A 21066-nucleotide genomic window follows, 5' to 3' on the forward strand; every position below is an offset into this window, starting at 1 on the left:
GTGCTGCTTGCCGCTACACTTCACAAAAAATGAATAATCAAACATCAGTTCATTACGAAAAGAGAAAGATATGGATTTGACCCAGCTCCGCATGTTCTGTCTCGTCGCCGAAACGGGCTCCGTCGCGCGCGCCGCAGAGCAGCTTCATCGGGTACCCTCAAATCTGACCACGCGGCTGCGCCAGTTGGAACAAGAACTGGGCACCGATCTGTTTATCCGTGAGAAGCAGCGCCTGCGCCTGTCCCCTATTGGCCACAATTTCTTATGTTATGCACAGCGCATTCTGGCGCTTAGTGAGGAAGCGATCAGCATGACGCGCACGGGGGAACCTGCCGGTAATTTCGCGCTCGGTTCGATGGAAAGCACTGCGGCAACCCGTTTGCCTACGCTATTAGCGGCTTACCATCAGCGTTACCCCAATGTTTCGCTGTCCCTGAATACCGGTACATCCGGCGAAATCATTGAGCGCGTGCGCGCGGGAACATTAGCGGCAGCGTTAGTCGATGGCCCCGTTGTCTACGATGAGCTGAATGGCTGCTCGTGTTTTACGGAACGACTCGTGCTGATATCTGACACGACGCATGCGCCGATTACCCATGCGCGGGATGCCAGCCACGATACGCTGTTTGCCTTCCGCCCCAGCTGTTCCTATAGAAAGCGCCTTGAGAACTGGTTCCGGCAGGATGGCGTGGTGCCCGGCACGATCATGGAAATCCACTCATACCATGCCATGCTTGCCTGTGTCGCCAGCGGTGCCGGACTCGCTATGCTCCCGTATGCCGTCCTTGAATCACTGCCCGCAGGCACGCGCGTTCAGGTGCATGAATTACCGTCCGACATCGCCACCGCGTCCACCTGGCTTGTCTGGCGACGCGACGCCTTCGGCCCGAATGTCGAGGCGCTTAAAAAGCTCATTATTGAACAGGGCAGCCATTTTCAAGACAGGACGACACCGTGATGAATAGCACGTCCTGTCATTCAATTTACCACCCATAACGGAATGCCATTAGGAGCCTCCACCATGCAAATGATTAAAACCCGTGCCGCTATCGCCTGGGGTCCCAACCAGCCACTGTCGGTTGAAGAAGTGGATCTGATGCCACCGCAGAAAGGTGAAGTATTGGTGCGCATCGTCGCAACCGGCGTGTGCCACACAGATGCCTACACGCTGTCCGGCAAAGATCCTGAAGGCGTGTTCCCGGCGATTCTTGGCCATGAAGGCGGCGGGATTGTTGAAGCCATCGGGGAAGGCGTGACCAGCGTTGCCGTTGGCGATCACGTTATTCCGCTTTACACCCCAGAATGTGGCGAATGTAAATTCTGTCGCTCTGGCAAAACCAACCTGTGCCAGGCTATTCGTTCCACGCAGGGTAAAGGCCTGATGCCGGACGGCACGACTCGCTTCTCCAAAAATGGCCAGCCGATTTTCCATTACATGGGCACATCTACCTTCGCTGAGCACACCGTTGTGCCTGAAATTTCGCTGGCGAAAGTGAATAAAGAAGCACCACTGGAAGAAGTTTGCCTGCTGGGCTGTGGCGTCACCACCGGTATGGGCGCCGTGCTGAATACCGCAAAAGTAAAAGCGGGCGATACCGTTGCGATTTTCGGCCTCGGCGGCATTGGTCTGTCGGCCATTATCGGTGCGCAAATGGCAGGTGCCGGACGCATCATCGGTATCGATCTCAACACCAGCAAATTCGATCTGGCGCGTAAACTGGGTGCGACCGATCTGATCAACCCGAAAGATTACGATAAGCCGATTCAGGACGTCATCGTTGAACTGACCGATGGCGGCGTGGACTTCTCCTTCGAGTGTATCGGTAACGTCAATGTCATGCGTTCCGCGCTAGAGTGCTGTCATAAAGGCTGGGGTGAATCCATCATCATCGGCGTGGCGGGTGCAGGTGAAGAAATCGCCACTCGTCCGTTCCAACTGGTGACGGGTCGCGTATGGCGCGGTTCTGCTTTCGGCGGCGTGAAAGGCCGTAGCGAGCTGCCAGGCATTGTCGATCGTTACCTGAAAGGCGAATTCCCGCTGAATGACTTCATCACCCACACCATGGGGCTGGACGAGATCAACACGGCATTCGATTTAATGCATGAAGGCAAATCGATTCGCTCTGTGATTCATTTCGGTTAATTGCGCGACTGTCAGGAACAGAATAAAGGAGGCTGTACAGCGATGACCTCATCACTGGAACTGCTGGAAGAACACCGTATGTTTGGCGGCTGGCAACAGCGCTACCGCCATATGTCAGAAACGCTGAACACCGCGATGACGTTCAGTATTTATCTGCCGCCGACACAGGATGACACGCCGCCGCCCGTGCTTTACTGGCTGTCAGGGTTAACCTGCAACGACGAAAATTTTACGACGAAAGCCGGTGCGCAACGCGTTGCCTCCGAGTTGGGTCTGGTGCTGGTCATGCCAGACACCAGCCCGCGCGGCGATGACGTAGCAGACGACGCGGGATACGATCTGGGTCAGGGAGCGGGATTCTACGTGAATGCCACGCAGGCACCCTGGGCGGCACACTACCGGATGTATGACTACATCAGCAGTGAATTGCCGGCGTTAATCCAGCAACATTTTAACGTGAATCGCCGTCAGTCCATCAGTGGGCATTCGATGGGCGGCCACGGCGCGCTGATGCTGGCGCTACGCAACCCGGATCAATTCCAGTCTGCGTCAGCGTTCGCACCGATCGTTAACCCGAGTCAGGTTCCCTGGGGACGCAAGGCGCTGACCGCCTACCTCGGTGAGGATGAAACGCAGTGGTTGCAGTATGACAGCTGCCATTTGCTGGCAAATAGCCAGAAGAAGCTGCCCATGCTGGTCGATCAGGGCGATTGCGATCAGTTCCTTCCCGATCAGCTGCAACCGGCGAAACTGGAAGAACTGGCAAGCCAGTATGACTGGCCGCTGACGCTGCGGACACAGTCTGGCTATGACCACAGCTATTTCTTCATCGCCAGTTTCATCGAAGATCATCTGCGCTTCCACGCCCGCTATTTATTGGAAGAATAGCTATTGGAAGAATAGCGCGTCGAATAATGGTGCTATGCTTACCTTGTTGAGCGCCGCGCTCAGGAATCTCCTGAGCGCGTTTTCTCTTCCTGTAATAACTCCATCGTCATAACCCCTGAAAGACATGAGCGCACCTGCCGCGTGCAACATGACGGATAAAAAAAGAAAAAAAGGAAACCTTGATGATACACGTTCATCACCTCGAAAAATCCCGTTCGACCCGCGTAACCTGGCTGCTGGAAGAGCTGGGCGTTGACTATGAAATCATTCGCTACGCGCGTGACCCAAAAACGTTTAGCGCTCCGGCATCACTCAAACAAATCCACCCGCTAGGAAAATCACCGGTGATTACCGATGGCGAACTCACGATTGCCGAATCCGGAGCCATTGTGGAATACCTGATTGAGACTTACGGCAACGGCAGGCTCCGCCCACAGAGCGGACAAGCACTGCTGGACTATCGCTTCTGGCTGCATTTTGCGGAAGGTTCACTCATGCCGCTGCTGGTGATGCGTTTAGTTTTGGCAAAAACAGAATCCGCACCGATGCCATTTTTCATCCGCCCCATTGCACGCAAAATTGTGCAAAGCATCGAGAAGGCCTTTATTGTGCCGCGGCTGACGACACAGCTTCAGTTCATCGAACAGCATTTGAGTAAACAAGAGTGGTTTGCGGGAGAATCGCTCAGCGGTGCCGATATACAAATGGCCGTTCCGCTGGTTTTGGCGAAAACGCGTTTGGATTTCAGCCACTACCCGCACATCAAGCAATACATAGAGCGGATAGAAAGTCAGCCAGCTTTTCAGCGGGCTCTCGCTCAGGATTAACGGTGCGATTGGAATATCACCTCATCGACAACGACAAACAAAGCGGGTCGCTGGGCGACAGAGCAAGAATTATGTGAGCATTTACTGATTATTCATGAACTGATAACGATATGCTGCTGTTTACCCCCGATATATTTCGAGCTATAACACGCTATAGCTAAAAGGTGGTATACCGTCAGGATGCGGCATTGACACGTTGGGAGTGATTAATTTTGCAGAGAAAACGAGTTTCATCAACAGAGTTGTTTTCAGTCGGATACGATGCAGAAAAAAGCCAATTGGAAGTCGAATTGCTAAATGGGAGCATCTATCTCTACAGCGGCGTAGCACGCATGATTTATGAAGAGCTGATGGCCAGCAAGACGAAGTACCGTTACTACGCCAGCTTTATCAAAAATTCATTCCCCTACGAGAAAACGCAGTAGTTTTTGAAGATAAAGAGCCCTGATTTTTAAAGATAAAGACCCCTAGTTTTTAAAGATAAATAATAGTCTTAGGGCGGAGAATACTCTCCGCCCTTCTCTTTCTACCCGGTTATTCCCCAGTCGACTCAACGGTGTTAAACGCCGCCAGCAGGACGTCTTCATTGAGCGTTAACGGCAGATAATGAATGGATTCCCCCGCCTGCAAAGTGCGGGCAATAACCGCCTGAAGCGCGGCGCGATCGTGAATATCCACGTCCAGTGCGGCGAGTGTGGTCGGCAAACCGAATGCCTTAAACGCCTCCTTCAGCTGAAGCAGCGTGTCGCTATCGCCCAGTAACGCGCTTTGCACCAGAATGCCATAAGCCACCTTGGTGCCGTGCAGGAAGCGCTCAGTTTGTGGCAACACCGTTAAACCGTTATGCACCGCATGCGCCGCCGCCACGCGGGTATAGCGCTCACCCAACCCGCCAACCATACCGCCACCGGCAATGATTGCATCCACCACATCCAGAAAATCCTGCGTCAGTTCACCACGCTCGACGGCTTCCAGCGCCGCCGCACTTTGTTGCAGCAACACATTGCGGATATCCAGAGCGGCCTGTAAGCCCAGCCGAACAGAAAGCGGCAGCGTTTCTGGCTGAGGGCTGAGAACGACGGCTTCATACCACTTCGCCAGCGTGTCGCCGACGCCAGCCAGTAAGTATTCCACCGGTGCCGCCAGCATAATCCGCGGTTCCACCAGCACCAGATGGTTAGCATCAGTGAAAATCTCGAAGCGCAGCGCCTGTCCGGCATCGTTATACCACACGGACAGCGGCGTCCAGGCCGCACAGGTCGCCGCAATGGTCGGGATAGCGACCAGTGGCACACCGATATGACGCGCGGCGACCTTCGCGGTATCCAGCACCGCCCCGCCGCCGACGCCAATGACGACCCGACATTCATCGCCCGCCTGTGCCACCAGTTTTGCGACTTCCCCTTCGCTACAATGCGCACCAAACTGCACGCGGCGGGCTGAAGGCGCGTCGAATTCGGCCGGTAAATACGGTCGAGCCGCAGCAATCGCCCGCTCGCCGTAGATCCACAGCGCGTTTTTCAGTACATCTGGTGGATAAAAATCCAGCAGCTTATCGATAGCGCCAGAGAAAGAGAAATAGTTAGCAGGGCCAACCTGTACGCGGACTGTCGTTGTGTGCATGTTTGAATCTTCCTCGCCGCGCCCTCTTGAACACGGCTCTTATGCTATGTTTATCTGATAGATGAATCTGCTGCGCTACCCTATTGATAAACCCATCTTATTCACTTGCCTGCACCAGCTTAAGAACTTTTTTATTTAATTTATGCCTTTTCGTTCATAGCCGATAACTCTCAAACACTTGAAGCTGTATTAAATTCTCTGGGATATGTGCTACCTTTCTTTTCCGTTATTTCATGACCCTGACCGCCAAGAGCGTTACCGACCATGATTCCTACCTCCCAAAGCCGACTGGAAATGCACAACATTTCCATCTCCTTTTCTGGTTTCCACGCCCTCAAGCAGGTTAATTTCACACTGGAAGGTGGTTCGATTCATGCCCTGACTGGCGCAAACGGCGCGGGTAAATCCACGCTTATGACGATCTTATCGGGCGCTTACGATCACTATCAGGGCGACATTCTGATTAATGGTAAGCAGGTCGATGTCCATTCCCCGCGTGATGCCAAGCGATACGGTATTCATCTGGTGCAGCAAGAAGTCGATGTTGCGCTGGTCCCCACGCTGTCCGTGGCAGAAAACATTATGCTGGATACGCTGGCGCAGGACGGACATCTGCTAAGTTGGCCGCAGATCTATCGTCAGGCGCAGGCGCTGCTCGATCAGCTTGGCGTTCACCTCAATGTTCGTCAACGGCTGGATACCTGCTCGCTCGCTGAGAAACAGCAAATTCTGCTCGCCCGCGCGTTATCTCACGAATGTCGTTTTCTTATTCTGGATGAACCCACCGCCCCGCTGGATCAGGCCGAAAGTGCACGCCTCTTCGAGGTGGTACGCCGTTTACAGGCCGATGGCATCGGGATCGTGTTTATTTCCCACCGTATTCATGAGCTGAGCGAAATCTGCGATACGTTGACCGTTCTGCGTGACGGCGAGTTTGTCAGCAGCGGTGCGATGCAGGGACTCAGCGGGGAAGCGATCGTAGAGAGAATGCTGGGGCACCGGCTTGACGATATCTTTCCACCGCGCCGAACGACACCTGCCGCAGAGACGCTGCTTCAGGTTACGGGTTTGCACGACGAAACGCTGTTGCACAATATTTCTCTCACGCTGCGCAAAGGAGAAATTCTGGGCATTGCCGGACTGGCTGGTGCGGGGAAAACCGAGCTATGTAAAGCGCTGTTCGGCGCGGAGCCCTGCAAGATCGCGCAGGGAGAATATCGTGGTAAACCCTGGCGACCGCATTCGCCGCACCAGTCCGTCGAACAGGGTCTGGCGCTGGTTCCTGAAGAGCGGCGCAAAGAAGGCATTTTTATTGATGAATCCGTCACCATGAATCTCAGCATCACCGCCACCGATAGCTTTTCCCGTTGGAGTGTATTCAGCCGTGGCAAGGCATTGCGCTGGGCAAAACAGATCGTTGAGCAGTTGGCGGTTCGCACCACCGGTCCGGCGCAAAAGCTGGCGCGTCTGTCGGGTGGGAATCAGCAGAAAGTGGCTATCGGCAAGTGGCTGCGCAGTGAAGCACAGGTTCTGATTTTTGACGAACCCACCAAAGGCGTGGATATCAAGGCCAAACAGGACTTGTTCACCCTGATTGACGGCCTTGCCCGTCAGGGTAAAGGCATTATTTATGCGTCGGGCGAGTTCTCCGAACTTGTCGGGCTCTGCGATCGCATCGGCGTGCTATGGGACGGCCGAATTGTCGCAGAGCTAAATGCCGCTGAGATTGACGAAGAAACCCTACTTTTATATTCAACTGGAGGAACTCCCGCGTGAGTCACCCACTTTCATCTAACGGGGCGCTCCCCTTCCGTCACCACGTTTTCGAGTTTCTCTATAAGTGGGGGATGCTGATCACAGTTGTTGCGCTGATTGCCCTTTTCGGGCTGGCGTCGGAGAATTTTCTCGACCCGTATAACATCATCAATATTTTGCGCTCTATCGCCATCGTCACGGTGATTGCCATTGGCGTCTCCATTTCGCTGTCCGTGGGCGGATTCGATCTTTCCGTGGGGTCAACGGCATCGCTGGCTAATGCGCTGGTTATCTCGCTTTTCGTCTGGCATGGATTCGGCACCACCGGCGCGATTGTCCTGACGTTGCTGCTGTGTACGCTGGTCGGGCTATTCAACGCCTTCCTCATCGTCGTGCTGAAGATTCCCGATATGCTGGCAACGCTCGCCAGCCTGTTCGTCATTCAGGGCGTGGCGATGACCTACAGCTATGGCGGCTCCATCACGCAGAACATGGTGCTACCTAGCGGCGAAATGGCGGAAGGCGTCATTCCTGAATTCTTTGCCACGCTAGGTCAGGTGCCGGTCATTGTTGTCATCATGCTGGCGGTAACGGTACTGGTGCAGCTGTATCTGTCCCTTACCAAGCACGGTCGCCGGATGTATGCCATCGGCGGCAACCCAGAAGCCGCGCGACTGGCAGGCATTCGCACGGCGCGTTATCGGGTACAGGCGTATGTGTTTTCTTCACTACTCGCGGCGCTGGGCGGTATCTTACTGGCATCGCGTATCGGCTCTTCGCAGGTCAATGCCGGGGGCGGCTATTTGATGGATGCCGTTGCCGCGGCCTACATCGGCTTCTCACTGGCGGGATCCGGCAAGCCGAATGCGCTGGGTACGCTGCTCGGTGCCGTTATTCTTGGCGTCTTGCAGAATGGACTGGTGATGCTCTCCGTGCCTTATTATGCGATGGATATCATCAAAGGTCTGGTTCTGGCACTCGCGCTAGCCATGACGTATATTCAGAAGCGCTAATCTCTCTCGCATTCAGTAGCGTCTCATTTCAGTACCTTCTCACTTCCGCCCCGTTCATCCGAATTCGGGGCGGATTCATAATAGAGCGCACCAATGCCTCCTCTCATTAAGCGGCGTTTTGCCGCCGACACCTATCGCTGCACTCGCTCTATTATTTACTTCCGTTATTATTAAGAAATAAATATTCGCTCATACAATCAAGAGTGGTTCAGAATAATCACAAATAATAACGTTCTCACTTTAGGTCTGACGTGCGCCACTTTCATTCCCTGCCGATATAGCGAGAGCGACAGAGATAATCGACAGGGAAAGATTCAATCCGATGAAACGTTCAATTTTGATAATCAATTAAAATTGATGAATATCATCATTCCTCTACCGGGCAATATTCCGTCATACCCGACGAAATCAAACTACACGTTATTTATATCCGTTCTGCTGAGCATACTCATCAATATTTTCAATCGTCTTTTCCATCAGTAATTGCAGCGATGAAGCGGATGTCCAGGAGATATGCGGAGTAATCAGAAGATTAGGCAGGGTTTTCGCCGCAGCCATCAATGGGTTGTCTTTTGCTGGCGGTTCCTGCGTCAGGCAGTCTAGCGCAGCACCGGCAATGACGCGCTGCTGCAAGGCTTCTGCCAGCGCGTGCTCATCAATCAGCCCGCCTCTGGCCGTGTTAATAATAAACGCGGTAGGCTTACACAGTGCGAGCGTCTCTGCATTAATCAGATGCTGCGTGCTCTCATTGAGCGGGCAGTTGAGTGAAATCACATTCGCCAACCGCAGAACGTCTTCAAACGGCAGATACCCAGCGCGACACGATGAAGCTCCCCGGTGCTCGGCAAAAATCACCTTCATCCCCAGCGCCTGCGCCAAGCGTGCGACTTCCCGCCCAATCGTACCCGCGCCGATAATGCCCAGCGTAGCACCGGCGATGTCCTTGACCGGATGATCAAAATAAGCAAATTGCGACTGGCTGGCCCAGCGATCGCCCAGTTGATCGCGATACCACGCCATCAGGCTGTGCTTTAGCGCAAAAATCATGGCAATCACGTGCTCGGATACGGCCTGCGTCGAGTAGCCCGGTACATTTTTGACCGTGATACCCAGTTCTTTGGCAGCAACAAGATCGATATTGTCGGTGCCCGTTGCCGTCACGACAATCAGCTTCAACGCAGGTAACGCGGCCAGGGTGTCTCGCGTTAATAAGGCTTTATTCGTGATGATGACGTGGGTGTCTTTTGCTCGGGCGATAACGTGATCGGGCGAGGTATAGTTATATTCAATCCATTCATGGCGGCACTGTGGACGCCTAAAACTCGTCTTTTTCAGGAAAATGGTTTCAGGCAGTGAGCCTTTATCCAAAAAGGTAATTTTTAACATCATCGTGCCCTGGTTGCTATTCATACACTGATTTCCGCTTGCAGATATCAAGGGTTCCGCAGTCGGCAATCACGACAGGTATTCTCATACAAAAATAATGAATTAAATTCTCTGTATGACACAAGACAACGAACGTATTAATGACGTTACACTTCCTGCCTCATCGGAAATCCATCACTCCGTAACGTGAAGCGTAGTCAGCATTAAAGCAATTAACAATACCTAATATAATGAATTTCATTCATCGACATTGTTATCGTCGATATTCAGAAATATCACAAAAACAATAAAGCCCTGCTGCTCATTGTTATCATGACATCGGTAAAGAGATAACCGTAATAACGGGTCACAACTGAGCCCAGTAGTTAATCAGAAAGAATACATTCGCGAGAAAAACCGCAGAAGTGGTGCCATATCATTGGAGAGAGGGAGTAAGCGAGGGTCATAATGCCCCGGAACGAGCTGGCCCATTCCGGGGAAGTGCTACATCAGAAGTTGACGTTTACCGATACCCAGTAGTTACGACCTGGCATTACATAACCTGTCGTAAAAGCACTGTTTCCGAAGTAATCACCCGCATAATACGTATTACGACCCGATGTATAAACCTGCACCTGAGAGAAATCCTTATCCAGCAGGTTGTTCACCGTACCATTCAACGTAACATCTTTCGTCACTTTGTATGAAGTGCCCAGATTCACTACCGTCCAGGATTTCAGTTCAGCGCCGCGATCGTCATACACCAACTTTTGAGCCGCATTCAGATTCGCATAATTAGTCGTAAAGCGTGGCGTATTCGCGCGATATTCTGCTGCCAGCCAGCTATTCCACTGCTCATCAATCTGCCAGTTCAGGCGGGCATTCGCCATATGCTTAGCCGTTGTAGCCAGCGCCGCACCTGGATTGTCTCCACCAATTTGTTCACTATGTGTATAGGTATAATTCAGCGCCAGAGTGACATCTGGCACGAATACCGGGAAGGATGTCGCCAGTTCCACACCTTGCGTTCTGGCTTTACCAATATTGCGATATGTCCCTGTTGAGCTATTGAGTTCAACCGAGTCAATGGCATTTTTATAATGGTTAACGAATCCGGTAATATTCGCCCTCACCTCTGCCGGATTCTCGTAGTACACCCCAGCTTCAAAGTTGGTGCTCTCTTCCGGTTTGAGATTCGGGTTCCCGATCGTACTCGTTGTTCCGTTTCCGCCGATACCGCTAACGCCGTTATGCAATTGCGCAAGCGATGGCGCTTTATATCCGGTACTGACACCACCTTTTACCGTCCAATCGTCAGCCACATTCCAAACCAGATAAGCACGCGGACTTAAATGACCGCCAAAGCTATCGTGTTTCTCATAGCGGGCACCTAACGTTAGTGACAGCGGATCGAGTAGCTGCCAGTCGTCTTCTGCATACAGCGACCAGCTTTTTTGTTCGAACGTTTCACCGCTGTTTGCCAACACAATGCCATCTTTAAGGCGTGCATCCCAGAATTGCCCACCAACAGTCAGCAGATGATCCTCCCCGACGGGCGACACGAGCATCGTATCGAAGATAGTGTTGGTATTCTTCAGTTCACGGTCACGACCAGAAAGGCCAGCATTAGCGGTATTCAACACACGTGGTGTCAGCAGTCGTCCCTTGTTCTCGGTCACGGCATAGGACAGATTTGAGCTCCAACGACCAAACGAGAGGTCGGTGTCATGGCCAATTGTCAGTTTATTACGCTCAAAGCGCAATTCATCGCGGTATCCACCGCCACCAACACCAATCGGGCCCAGTTGGCTACTGCGGTTATCGTAAGTCTGACGTGATATATCACCATCAATCCACAGGGTATTGGCGTCGCTGGTTTTAAAGTTCAGCTTCCCACCGACAGTGTAGTTATCAGTCTTGGTCGGGAATGGAACACGCGTGTCACCCGTCCCGCTCAGTGAAGTGACGCTTGATCCCTGACGATGCTCCACATTACCGCGCAATGCCAAACTAAATTGATCGTTCACCAACGGGCCGGAGGTATAAAACCCCAGCGTTGAGCTGTCACCCCATTTACGGTGTTCTTGCACCGTATGTGACAGATTAACGCTGCCACTCCACTGTTTACTGTTTTTCTTCGTAATAATGTTGACCACACCGCCAATCGCATCAGAACCATACAGCGTCGACATTGGCCCGCGAATCACTTCAATTCGTTCAATGGCTGACAATGGCGGCATCACCGCCGTATTCATGGTGTCAAAACCATTCGGCGTTGTATCTCCACTGGCATTCTGACGTACGCCATCGATTAGAATCAGGGTATAACTGCTCGGCATACCACGAATACTGATGTCCAGACCACCCGTTTTACCCGTGCCGCTGCGCACATCAACCCCTTCCACGCCACTTAACGCCTCTCCCAAATCGTGATAGCTTTTTTGCGAGAGTTCTTCCTCACTGACGACAGAAATGGACGCTGGTGCGTTCGTCAACTTTTTCTCATAACCACTCGCGGTGACAACTAAAACATCATCACTACCTGCCGCTATCGCGACATTTGTTGCTGTTGCCGCCAGAGCAAGTGCTACTGCATTCTTGAGATTAATCAGAGAATTTCCTTTCATGATTCCTCGTTATTTTATTGAGTTTTTTTGCAAAAAGGAGTGTAAAGGAATGCATTTAAACGTAAATGATAAGTATTAGCATTATTCATTTCGTTTAAGTGCGGTTTAGAAATGCCAATTTACGCAGCACGAAAGCGCTTATCAGGAAGAATAAAAACGGTTAGGAAGGATTTTACAGCAATAATGAAATTCAAAATATTTGATATAAAACTGAGATCTTGCCAAATGAAAACGCCGCTCATAAGTATGTTATCAGCGGCGTGAAAGGCGATATGCTTAGTTAAAAAGCAGCGATAGTTAACTGCGTTCTTACGATTTAGTCTTTATGATCGGGGTACGTCATATCCTGGTACTTGATAAAGCGCGTGCCACGGCACAGCTTATAGCCAAACCAAATCAGCAGGAACAGCGGAATACCGATGTACGTTGCCGTCACGCCATACCAGTCGATTTTATCTTCCAGAAACGCCTGATAATTCTGCCCCAGCGTGATGATCAGACAGAGCACAAATGCGAAGATCGGCCCCAGCGGGAAGAAACTTGATAAATAAGGTAAGCGATTCAGATCGTGACCTTGCATAACATAGCCACGGCGGAAACGGTAATGGCTGATCGCGATCCCCAACCAGGCAATAAAGCCTGTCATGCCGGAGGTATTCAACAGCCACAGATAAACCGTTTGGTTGCCATATAAAGAAGACAGGAAACACAGCGCCGCCACCACGGTGGTGGCGTACAGCGCATTACGCGGCACGCCGCCTTTTGACAGCCTAGCGAAAATGCGCGGCGCTTTACCTTCCGATGCCAACGTAAACAGCATACGCGTAGACGCGTACATCCCGGAGTTACCCGCCGACAGCACCGCCGTCAGGATAACCGCGTTCATGACCGCCGCCGCAGACAGCAGGCCCGCGTTCTCAAACACCAGCGTGAACGGGCTCACCGTAATGTCTTTGACATCATTACGCAGCAGGTTCGGATCGGTATACGGAATGATTAAGCTGATAATCAGAATCGCGAAGATGTAGAACAACAGAATGCGCCAGAAAACCTGACGGATGGCACGCGGAATGTTTTTGCTGGGTTCCTGAGATTCCCCCGCCGCCACGCCGATCAGTTCCGTTCCCTGAAAAGAGAAGCCGACGATCATCGCCACACCGATCATGGCAGAGAAACCGCCAGCAAACGGCGCATCGCCAATCTCCCAGTTGTGGAATCCGGCATTTTCCGCGCCGCTCATGATGCCCGTAATCATCATCACGCCAACAGCAATGAAAACGACGACCGTGACCACTTTAATCAGTGAGAACCAGTATTCCGCTTCGCCAAATCCTTTCACGGAAATGTAGTTAAGCAGGAACATCAGCGCGAGGAACAGCGCGCTCCAGATCCAGCCGGAGACATCGGGGAACCAGTATCCCATCACCAACTGCGCCGCCACCAGATCGACCGCGATGGTCACCGCCCAGTTGTACCAGTAGTTCCAGCCCAGCGCGAAGCCGAACCCTTCTTCTACATAGCGGGAACCGTAGCTGGAGAACGAACCGGAAACCGGCATGAACGCCGCCAGTTCGCCCAGGCTGGTCATCAGGAAGTAAACCATCAGCCCAATCAGGGCATAAGACAGAAGTGCGCCGCCCGGACCGGCTTGTGAAACCGTCGCACCAGACGCGACAAATAACCCGGTGCCAATCGATCCGCCAATGGCGATCATCGTTAAATGCCGTGCTTTCAGTTCACGGCGCAGGGTCGGTGTGCCCTGTGTTGTTTGTTGAATATCGTGCTGAGCCATTGTTATCCTGCATGCTCGTGCTAAAAATCGAGGCGGGATTGTAGCAAATAGCGTTGTGCTGAATAGTTAAGATCGTCGAGTTATAAGAGAGGTTAATAACTCACGCCCGATTATTAGCAGCAGAAAATATTTTCGCTATGGCGTTTCGCAGCAATAACTCAGGAAACGCTGCAGCACATTTGAAAGATGTTTCTGTCGGTGATGAACCAGATACAGCGTCCGCGTGAGTTTAGGCAGCGGCACCTTCAGCTCCACCAGCGAGCCTGACGCCAGTTGCTCGGCAATGACATGCCGAGACAGGCAACTGATGCCGATCCCGTGGCGAACCGCATGTTTGATCGCCTCTGAATTCCCTAATTCCATCACCAGATGAAAATGCGACAGGTGCGTCAGCAGCAGATGATCCAGCACTTCACGCGTGCCTGAGCCACGTTCACGCAAGATCCAGTGCGCATCCGCCAGCGCGGTTAATGAGACAGTGCCCCGGCTGAGCGGATGTTCGGGAGAGCAAAACACCACCAGCTCATCTTCCAGCCAGGGCTGCGTAATCAAATCAGGATGATGGCAAGGCCCTTCGATCAAGCCCAAATCGACACTGAATTCAGACACGCGCGTGATCACATCTTTCGTATTGCCGACATGCAGTTCCAGCGGAATATCGGGGTAGTCATGACGATAGCGGGCAATCATCGCAGGCAATAAATAGTTACCAATCGTGCTACTGGCATACACACGCAGCGCCCCATTATCACGCCGGAACAGTTGCTCAATTTCCATCGACTGTTCAAGCAGTGCCAGCGCCTTGGGATACAGCAGGCGGCCATGCTCATTCACCACCAGACGTTTACCCACGCGGTCGAAAAGTTGAACACCCAGTTGCCCTTCTAAATCCGCCAGAGCCGCGCTGACAGCCGATTGAGACAGGGCAAGCACAACGGAGGCCTGTGTCGTTGAACCACTTTTCAGGACTTCGGCAAAGACTTCCAGTTGACGTAACGTGATATGCATAGTGCGCTCTTTATCTGAAATACTTATAGGTTATAAATATATAATCAATTTCTCTTTTAATCTCGTGGATTATAAGCTGGCTTCTCAATTTTCGGTACGGTCAGAATAGGCACCCAATCCATGGCTCTTCCTGCGACATTACACACGATAACCCCGCCCGATAGAGCAAAAGCGCGATTACCCGGCCTGTTGTTAGTAAGTTTAATGACTTTTTCGCTCCTCTGGCTGGCAAATATTCCGAAAATCGCCCACTGGGGTCCGGGTTCGCTGACATTGGCGATCCTGATTGGGATTGTGCTCGGAAATAGCATTTATCCACGTATTCATCCGCTGTGTGATCCAGGCGTGCAGTGGGCCAAACAGCATTTACTCCGCTGGGGCATCATACTTTATGGTTTTCGCCTCAGCTTTCAGCAGGTTGCTGCCGTTGGCTTTACCGGTGTCGCGGTCGATCTTACTATCGTCACGCTGACGTTTTTACTCGCCTGTTGGATAGGCAAGCGCTGGCTGAAACTCGACAATCAAACCGTAATGCTCATCGGTGCTGGCAGCAGCATCTGCGGTGCAGCGGCAATCATGGCAACCGCACCGGTTGTCAAAGCGTCCAGCAATGCGATTGCCGTCTCCGTTTCCACCGTGGTGATTTTCGGTACGACGGCGATGTTTTTGTATCCGTGGCTCTATCAGCTCAATCTCGAACATCACTGGATTGACGCCACACCACAGATCGTCGGTCTGTACTTCGGCTCAACGATACACGAAGTCGCTCAGGTCGTTGCTGCCGGACATGCCGTTGATGGTGCGACGGAAAACATCGCCGTCATCAGCAAGATGCTGCGCGTGATGCTGCTGGCCCCTTTCCTTCTCATTCTTGGGTTTTACCTGAAAAAAACGACGCAAAAAAGTGACGCGGAAGACGCGATTCCACTGATGTTTCCGTGGTTTGCACTGGGGTTTATCGCCGTAGCGGCCTTCAATTCTTTCCAGCTACTTTCACCTACGCTCGTCACGCAGTTGGTACAACTCGATAATGTGCTGTTGACCATGGCGATGGTTGCGCTGGGGCTCACAACCCGATTCAGCGCCATCCGTCAGGCCGGCGCAAAACCGCTGCTGCTGGCACTCATTCTGTTTCTCTGGCTGGTTGTTGGCGGTGCGGGCATCAATTTGTTCTTCGAGCATTTATTCGGCTAACGATAAATTATTTACCTGTTAACGTCTGATTAACGTGCCCGACGGAGCCGTGACGATGCCATAATGTCTCCGTTACCAAAGGAGACCAACATGAAATACATCGGGGCGCACGTTAGCGCATCTGGCGGGGTCGATCAGGCCGTGATTCGCGCGCATGAGATAAAGGCGACGGCTTTCGCGTTATTTACTAAGAACCAGCGCCAATGGCAGGCTGCACCGCTCAGCGCCGAGGTCATCGACCGTTTTAAAGCCGCCTGTGAGCAATACGCGTATACGTCAGCACAGATTCTGCCCCACGATAGCTACCTGATTAATCTGGGTCACCCGGATACCGAGGCGCTGGAGAAGTCACGCATCGCGTTTATTGATGAAATGTCCCGTTGCCAGCAGCTTGGGCTAAGCCTCCTGAATTTTCATCCCGGCAGCCATCTAAAGCAGATCGAGGAAGCTGACTGTCTGGCACGTATCGCCGAGTCCATCAACATCGCGCTGGCGGAAACGGACGGCGTCACCGCGGTGATTGAAAACACCGCCGGGCAAGGCAGTAATTTGGGTTTCCGCTTTGAACATTTGGCAGCCATCATTGATGGCGTAGAAGATAAAAGCCGCGTCGGCGTCTGTATCGATACCTGTCACGCCTTCGCTGGTGGCTACGATCTGCGGACAGAAGCCGATTGCGAAGCCACTTTCGCTGAATTCGACCGCATTGTTGGGTTTCGCTATCTGCGCGGAATGCATTTGAATGATGCCAAAAGCACGTTCGCCAGCCGCGTTGACCGACACCATAGTCTGGGAGAAGGCAACATCGGCAAAACCGCTTTCAGCTATATCATGAAAGATGCCCGCTTTGACGGCATCCCGATGATTCTGGAAACGATCAATCCCGATATCTGGGCTGACGAAATCGCCTGGCTCAAGTCCGAAGCCCAATGCTAAAAAAAGCGCCAGTTGGTGAATACCAACTGGCGCTATCTCATCCACATCCTTGTGTTATGGCATTACTTTTTATTCACGACGATGATCAAACTTACGCAACTTTCGCCAGTTGTTCATCAGAGCGTTTCAGCAGTGCATACAGCACGCCTGCGACGACAGTACCCGCAATGATCGCTAACAGGTAGCCGATAACCGGGGTAATCGCGCCAGGAATCAACAGCACGAACAGACCGCCGTGTGGTGCCATCAACTTAGCACCTACCGCCATTGACAGCGCACCAGTCAGTGCCCCACCGATGATGCAGCAAGGCAGAACACGCATTGGATCACGTGCCGCGTAAGGAATCGCCCCTTCGGAGATAAAGCACAGGCCCAGTACAAACGCCGCTTTGCCCCCTTCACGTTCGGTCGGGTTGAATTTTTTGCTTGCCAGTACAGTCGCCAGACCCATTGCCAACGGTGGCACCATACCGGCTGCCATGACGGCGGCCATCGGCGCGTAAATCTGGCTACTGAGCAAGGTGGTACCGAAAACGTAAGCGACCTTGTTAACCGGCCCGCCCATATCCGTACACATCATCGCGCCCAGGATCGCACCCAGAATCACCGCATTCGCCGTGCCCATGGATTGCAGCCAGCCTGTCAGGCCAGTCAGGATTTTCGCCACTGGCGTACCAACGACGTAAATCATGATGAGACCAGTGATCAGCGTAGCGAACAGCGGAATGATCAGGATCGGTTTTAGCGCAGTCAAACTTTGCGGCAGAATCAGTTTATTGTTGATCGCTTTGGCAACATAACCGGCCAGGAAACCTGCGATGATCCCACCGAGGAAGCCTGCACCCGTACTCACCGCCAACATCCCGCCAACCAGACCTGGCGTTAAGCCTGGACGATCCGCAATGGAGAACGCGATATAGCCCGCCAGCACCGGCACCATCAGTGCGAAGGCCGAACCGCCACCGATCTTCATCAGCGCCGCTGCCAGCGTACCTTCCTGTTTAAAGGCTTCAATACCAAAGACAAACGACAGGGCGATACACAAACCGCCTGCCACAACCATCGGCAGCATGTAAGACACGCCGGTTAACAGGTGACGATACGGACCTGCTCCGCCCTTCTGAGCAGACTCGCTCGCGCTTGACGCACTGGCTTGCCCGGACGGCTGGTACACTTTCGCTTCAGCCTGCGCTTTATCTAACTCCTGCGCCGTCTTCTTCAGTGCCAGCCCGGTCGACGTGCGATACATCTTCTTACCAGCAAATTTCGCCAGATCGACTTCAATGTCCGCAGCCACGATCACCAGATCGGCCTGTTCAACTTCTTCAGGAGTAATCGCGTTGCCCGCGCCAACAGAGCCGCGCGTTTCCACTTTGACCCACCAGCCGCGTTTTTTCGCTTCACTTTCAATCGCTTCTGCCGCCATAAACGTGTGCGCGACGCCCGTCGGGCACGCCGTTATCGCCACAATACGCTTGGCAGTTGCAGGCTGCTGAACAGGCGCTGACGCAGCGGCCTGATAGACCGTGGCTTCAGCCTGTGCTTTCGCCAAAAAGGCTTCCGGCTGCGAAACTGCCAGTTCGATGTCACCGACATAAACTCGCTTGCCATTCAGTGCGCTGTCCGCCGCAGCGGATGCACCCAGAACGATCGCCAGTTCAGCGTCGTTAACCTGTTCTGTAAACGTCACCCCTGCTTTCGCAGCGGCAGCGCCGAGTAGGTTCTTCACCAGTTGGCTTTTCGCCAGGCCCAGTGATTTATCCAAAATCAGCAGCGTTTTCATTGTTTATCTCCTGCTGTATCAGTTAAAGGGTTTGAGGTCGACACGCGCCATCATTGCGGCCAACTGAGGACGATCGGTAATACCAACATTACTTTGGCTGACGGCCAGCGCTGAAACCGCCGTAGCCAAACGCAGAGTGTGCTCACTGGACTCACGCATTAATAAGCCATAAATCAACCCCCCAACCATGGAGTCGCCCGCACCTACCGTACTTACCACATCACAGGCCGGTGGTTTTGCTAGCCACGCGCCCGATGCATTCACCCACAGCGCGCCTTCCGCACCCAGTGAGATCACAACATGCGCGATACCCTGCTCACGCAGCGCGTGGGCGGCATCCACCACATCAGCCAGCGTAGGTAATTTACGCCCAGCCCATATCTCCAGCTCCCGGCGGTTTGGTTTCACCAACCAAGGAGAGGCTTTCAGTCCCGCCACCAGCGCTTCACGGCTGCTGTCGAAAATAATGCAAGGACACTGCGTACGCAGACGCGACATCCAATCGGTAAAGGCATCAGGATCGACGCCAGCAGGCAGACTGCCGCTCACCGCGACCATGTCGAACTGCCCCAGCCAGCTCAGCGAGTCATTGACGAAACGCTGCCAGTCTTGCTGTGTCACTTCAAAACCGGAAAAGTTGAAGTCGGTTACGTCGCCATCTTTTTCGGTTAATTTGACATTAATACGCGTACGTCCTGGCACAACCTGGAAACGGTTGGCAATGCCCAGCTCGCTGAACAATTGCTGAAAACCATCCTGATTGTCTTTACCCAGAAAACCACCTACCGTGACATCAATCCCGAGATCTTTTAGCACCTTGGCAACGTTAATACCTTTGCCTGCGGCGTGCAGACCCGCTGTCTGAACCAGATTGACTTCGCCTTTCTCAACTTCCGGGCAATAGCCAACCAGGTCATAAGCTGGATTCAGGGTAATTGTGGCTACTCTCCTGCTCATGCTGCCCCCTCGCCCAAACCGGACGTAATCGCGTCGCCAATAGCGGCCAGTGCTTGTTCTGCATCGCTACCGCTCGCGGTGAAACGCAATTTGTGACCTTTCTTCACGCCCAGCGCGACGACTTTCATCAGGCTGCGGCCATTTGCCGGTTTGCCTGTGCCATCCAGATTGGTGACGGTAATGTCACTGCTGAACTGCTTGATCACGTTCACCAGCATCGTTCCCGGACGCGCATGCAGACCGTGTTCGTTGCGAATGGTGAACTCTGCCGTCAGCACTTCGCTTTCTTCTGGTACGTCGCTGGTCAAGAGTGCCAGCAGCGTCGGTGCGTCAGCCGTCAGCAGACGTTCCGCTTTTTGCGCAATCAGCAGGTTGCTCAGGTAATCGATCGGAGCAAAAGCCTGATCGTCAGCCGCGGCTACCGTCACCAGTAAGGCCACGTTTTCGCCGTCAACGCTGAAAGGCGTAGCCGGACGTGCCACCGCAGCCGCGCTGCTGAGGTTACCGACAGCGCTATCGCTGAACCACACACCTTGCCCCAGATTCAGCGGCTTGCTGCTGACTGCGGTGCTGACGAAGCTGGCGTCTGCTGCACCGATCTGCTGAAGACGGCCGGCGTTCAACGCCTGAAGCGTCAACAGATTATCGGTCGCCACATCCAGCGCAATCAGCGAGGTATCAAAGCGGAACTCCGCCAGTTGCTGCTCGCCCATCAGCAGGCTACGCAGTTCTTCTGCTGACGTTGTGCTTGCCAAACGTGCTGCCACGCGATCGTCGCTCAGAACGTGGGTCAGTTGACGCAGCAGCGCAAGGTGTTCATCAGAACGGGCTGCAATCCCCAACACCACGTAGGCGGTTTGATCTTCACCCCAGGAAATACCCTGAGGAAATTGAAATACTTGAACCCCGGTCTTCAATACCAGATCGCGGGTATCGGTAGTGCCGTGAGGGATAGCAATGCCGCTTCCCAAATAGGTAGATGTTTGCTGTTCACGCTGGAGCATGCCGTCGACATACCCTGCGTTAACGCACCCGGCCTCGGTCAGTGCTGAAGCAACAAGCTGGATAGCTTCCTGCTTAGTACTGGCCGCTGCGCCCAAATGAATATCTTGCTGTGACAACTGGAACATGGCACTCCTCTCTTGCTGAAAGTTG

17 protein-coding genes are annotated in these 21066 nt (G+C 53.0%); 9 read left to right on the forward strand and 8 right to left on the reverse strand.

The window, feature by feature from the left end; genetic code table 11:
* Nucleotides 1–70 precede the first annotated feature (70 nt).
* The 5 genes from ptrR (at nt 71) to MYB54_RS13265 (ending at nt 4283) form a co-directional block, all read left to right on the forward strand.
* Nucleotides 71–958 (forward strand): putrescine utilization regulator PtrR, encoded by an 888-nt coding sequence (ptrR, locus tag MYB54_RS13245; RefSeq protein WP_248720868.1) that lies wholly within the window; start codon nt 71–73, stop codon nt 956–958.
* A gap of 63 nt (nt 959–1021) precedes the next feature.
* Nucleotides 1022–2143: an S-(hydroxymethyl)glutathione dehydrogenase/class III alcohol dehydrogenase gene (locus tag MYB54_RS13250; RefSeq protein WP_010294737.1), complete on the forward strand. Its 1122-nt coding sequence runs from the start codon at nt 1022–1024 to the stop codon at nt 2141–2143.
* A 42-nt stretch (nt 2144–2185) separates the two neighbouring features.
* On the forward strand, nt 2186–3031 hold the full coding sequence (gene fghA / locus MYB54_RS13255; protein ID WP_119870463.1) for an S-formylglutathione hydrolase: 846 nt from the start codon (nt 2186–2188) through the stop codon (nt 3029–3031).
* 182 nt (nt 3032–3213) lie between these two features.
* Nucleotides 3214–3858 carry a glutathione S-transferase family protein gene (locus MYB54_RS13260; RefSeq protein ID WP_205537109.1) on the forward strand — a complete coding sequence of 215 codons (645 nt, stop codon included), beginning with the start codon at nt 3214–3216 and terminating at the stop codon, nt 3856–3858.
* A gap of 212 nt (nt 3859–4070) precedes the next feature.
* Nucleotides 4071–4283 carry a KTSC domain-containing protein gene (locus tag MYB54_RS13265; protein WP_039275478.1) on the forward strand — a complete coding sequence of 71 codons (213 nt, stop codon included), beginning with the start codon at nt 4071–4073 and terminating at the stop codon, nt 4281–4283.
* Nucleotides 4284–4392: 109 nt separating this feature from the next.
* On the opposite strand, the gene MYB54_RS13270 is transcribed toward MYB54_RS13265, so the two are convergent.
* A complete protein-coding gene (locus MYB54_RS13270; RefSeq protein WP_039514566.1) occupies nt 4393–5481 on the reverse strand; it encodes an oxidoreductase in 1089 nt (362 codons plus the stop codon).
* 264 nt (nt 5482–5745) lie between these two features.
* Between MYB54_RS13270 and MYB54_RS13275 the strand changes: the two genes are divergently transcribed.
* Both MYB54_RS13275 and MYB54_RS13280 read left to right on the forward strand, forming a co-directional pair.
* On the forward strand, nt 5746–7257 hold the full coding sequence (locus MYB54_RS13275) for a sugar ABC transporter ATP-binding protein (RefSeq protein ID WP_248720869.1): 1512 nt from the start codon (nt 5746–5748) through the stop codon (nt 7255–7257).
* A 71-nt stretch (nt 7258–7328) separates the two neighbouring features.
* Nucleotides 7329–8249, forward strand: coding sequence for an ABC transporter permease (locus MYB54_RS13280; protein WP_207193806.1), 921 nt, complete (start codon nt 7329–7331; stop codon nt 8247–8249).
* A gap of 420 nt (nt 8250–8669) precedes the next feature.
* On the opposite strand, the gene MYB54_RS13285 is transcribed toward MYB54_RS13280, so the two are convergent.
* The 4 genes from MYB54_RS13285 to yieE all read right to left on the reverse strand — a co-directional run bounded on the left by MYB54_RS13285 (nt 8670) and on the right by yieE (nt 15041).
* Nucleotides 8670–9659 carry a 2-hydroxyacid dehydrogenase gene (locus MYB54_RS13285; RefSeq protein ID WP_248720870.1) on the reverse strand — a complete coding sequence of 330 codons (990 nt, stop codon included), beginning with the start codon at nt 9657–9659 and terminating at the stop codon, nt 8670–8672.
* A 464-nt stretch (nt 9660–10123) separates the two neighbouring features.
* Nucleotides 10124–12241: a TonB-dependent receptor gene (locus MYB54_RS13290; RefSeq protein ID WP_248720871.1), complete on the reverse strand. Its 2118-nt coding sequence runs from the start codon at nt 12239–12241 to the stop codon at nt 10124–10126.
* A 316-nt stretch (nt 12242–12557) separates the two neighbouring features.
* The gene (locus MYB54_RS13295) at nt 12558–14033 is read right to left on the reverse strand and encodes an amino acid permease (protein ID WP_014915024.1); all 1476 of its coding nucleotides are present in this window, start codon (nt 14031–14033) and stop codon (nt 12558–12560) included.
* Nucleotides 14034–14168: 135 nt separating this feature from the next.
* Nucleotides 14169–15041, reverse strand: coding sequence for a DNA-binding transcriptional regulator YeiE (yieE, locus tag MYB54_RS13300; protein ID WP_014915023.1), 873 nt, complete (start codon nt 15039–15041; stop codon nt 14169–14171).
* A 120-nt stretch (nt 15042–15161) separates the two neighbouring features.
* Here yieE and MYB54_RS13305 point away from each other — a divergent pair, with 120 nt between their 5' ends.
* Nucleotides 15162–16235, forward strand: coding sequence for a YeiH family protein (locus MYB54_RS13305; RefSeq protein ID WP_248720872.1), 1074 nt, complete (start codon nt 15162–15164; stop codon nt 16233–16235).
* Nucleotides 16236–16325: 90 nt separating this feature from the next.
* Nucleotides 16326–17171, forward strand: a complete 846-nt coding sequence (nfo, locus tag MYB54_RS13310; RefSeq protein WP_014915021.1) for a deoxyribonuclease IV — start codon at nt 16326–16328, stop codon at nt 17169–17171.
* 91 nt (nt 17172–17262) lie between these two features.
* On the opposite strand, the gene fruA is transcribed toward nfo, so the two are convergent.
* The 3 genes from fruA to fruB are packed head-to-tail and all read right to left on the reverse strand — an operon-like array spanning nt 17263 to nt 21041.
* Nucleotides 17263–18954, reverse strand: a complete 1692-nt coding sequence (fruA, locus tag MYB54_RS13315) for a PTS fructose transporter subunit IIBC (RefSeq protein WP_248720873.1) — start codon at nt 18952–18954, stop codon at nt 17263–17265.
* An 18-nt stretch (nt 18955–18972) separates the two neighbouring features.
* Entirely contained in the window at nt 18973–19911 is a 939-nt protein-coding gene (gene fruK, locus MYB54_RS13320) for a 1-phosphofructokinase (protein ID WP_005967280.1), read from the reverse strand.
* The gene (gene fruB, locus MYB54_RS13325) at nt 19908–21041 is read right to left on the reverse strand and encodes a fused PTS fructose transporter subunit IIA/HPr protein (protein WP_014915019.1); all 1134 of its coding nucleotides are present in this window, start codon (nt 21039–21041) and stop codon (nt 19908–19910) included. Before fruB ends, fruK begins: the two co-directional genes overlap by 4 nt.
* Nucleotides 21042–21066: the final 25 nt, after the last annotated feature.

Origin of the sequence: Pectobacterium nicotianae (genome assembly GCF_023272715.1) — a bacterium.
Lineage (GTDB): Bacteria > Pseudomonadota > Gammaproteobacteria > Enterobacterales > Enterobacteriaceae > Pectobacterium > Pectobacterium brasiliense.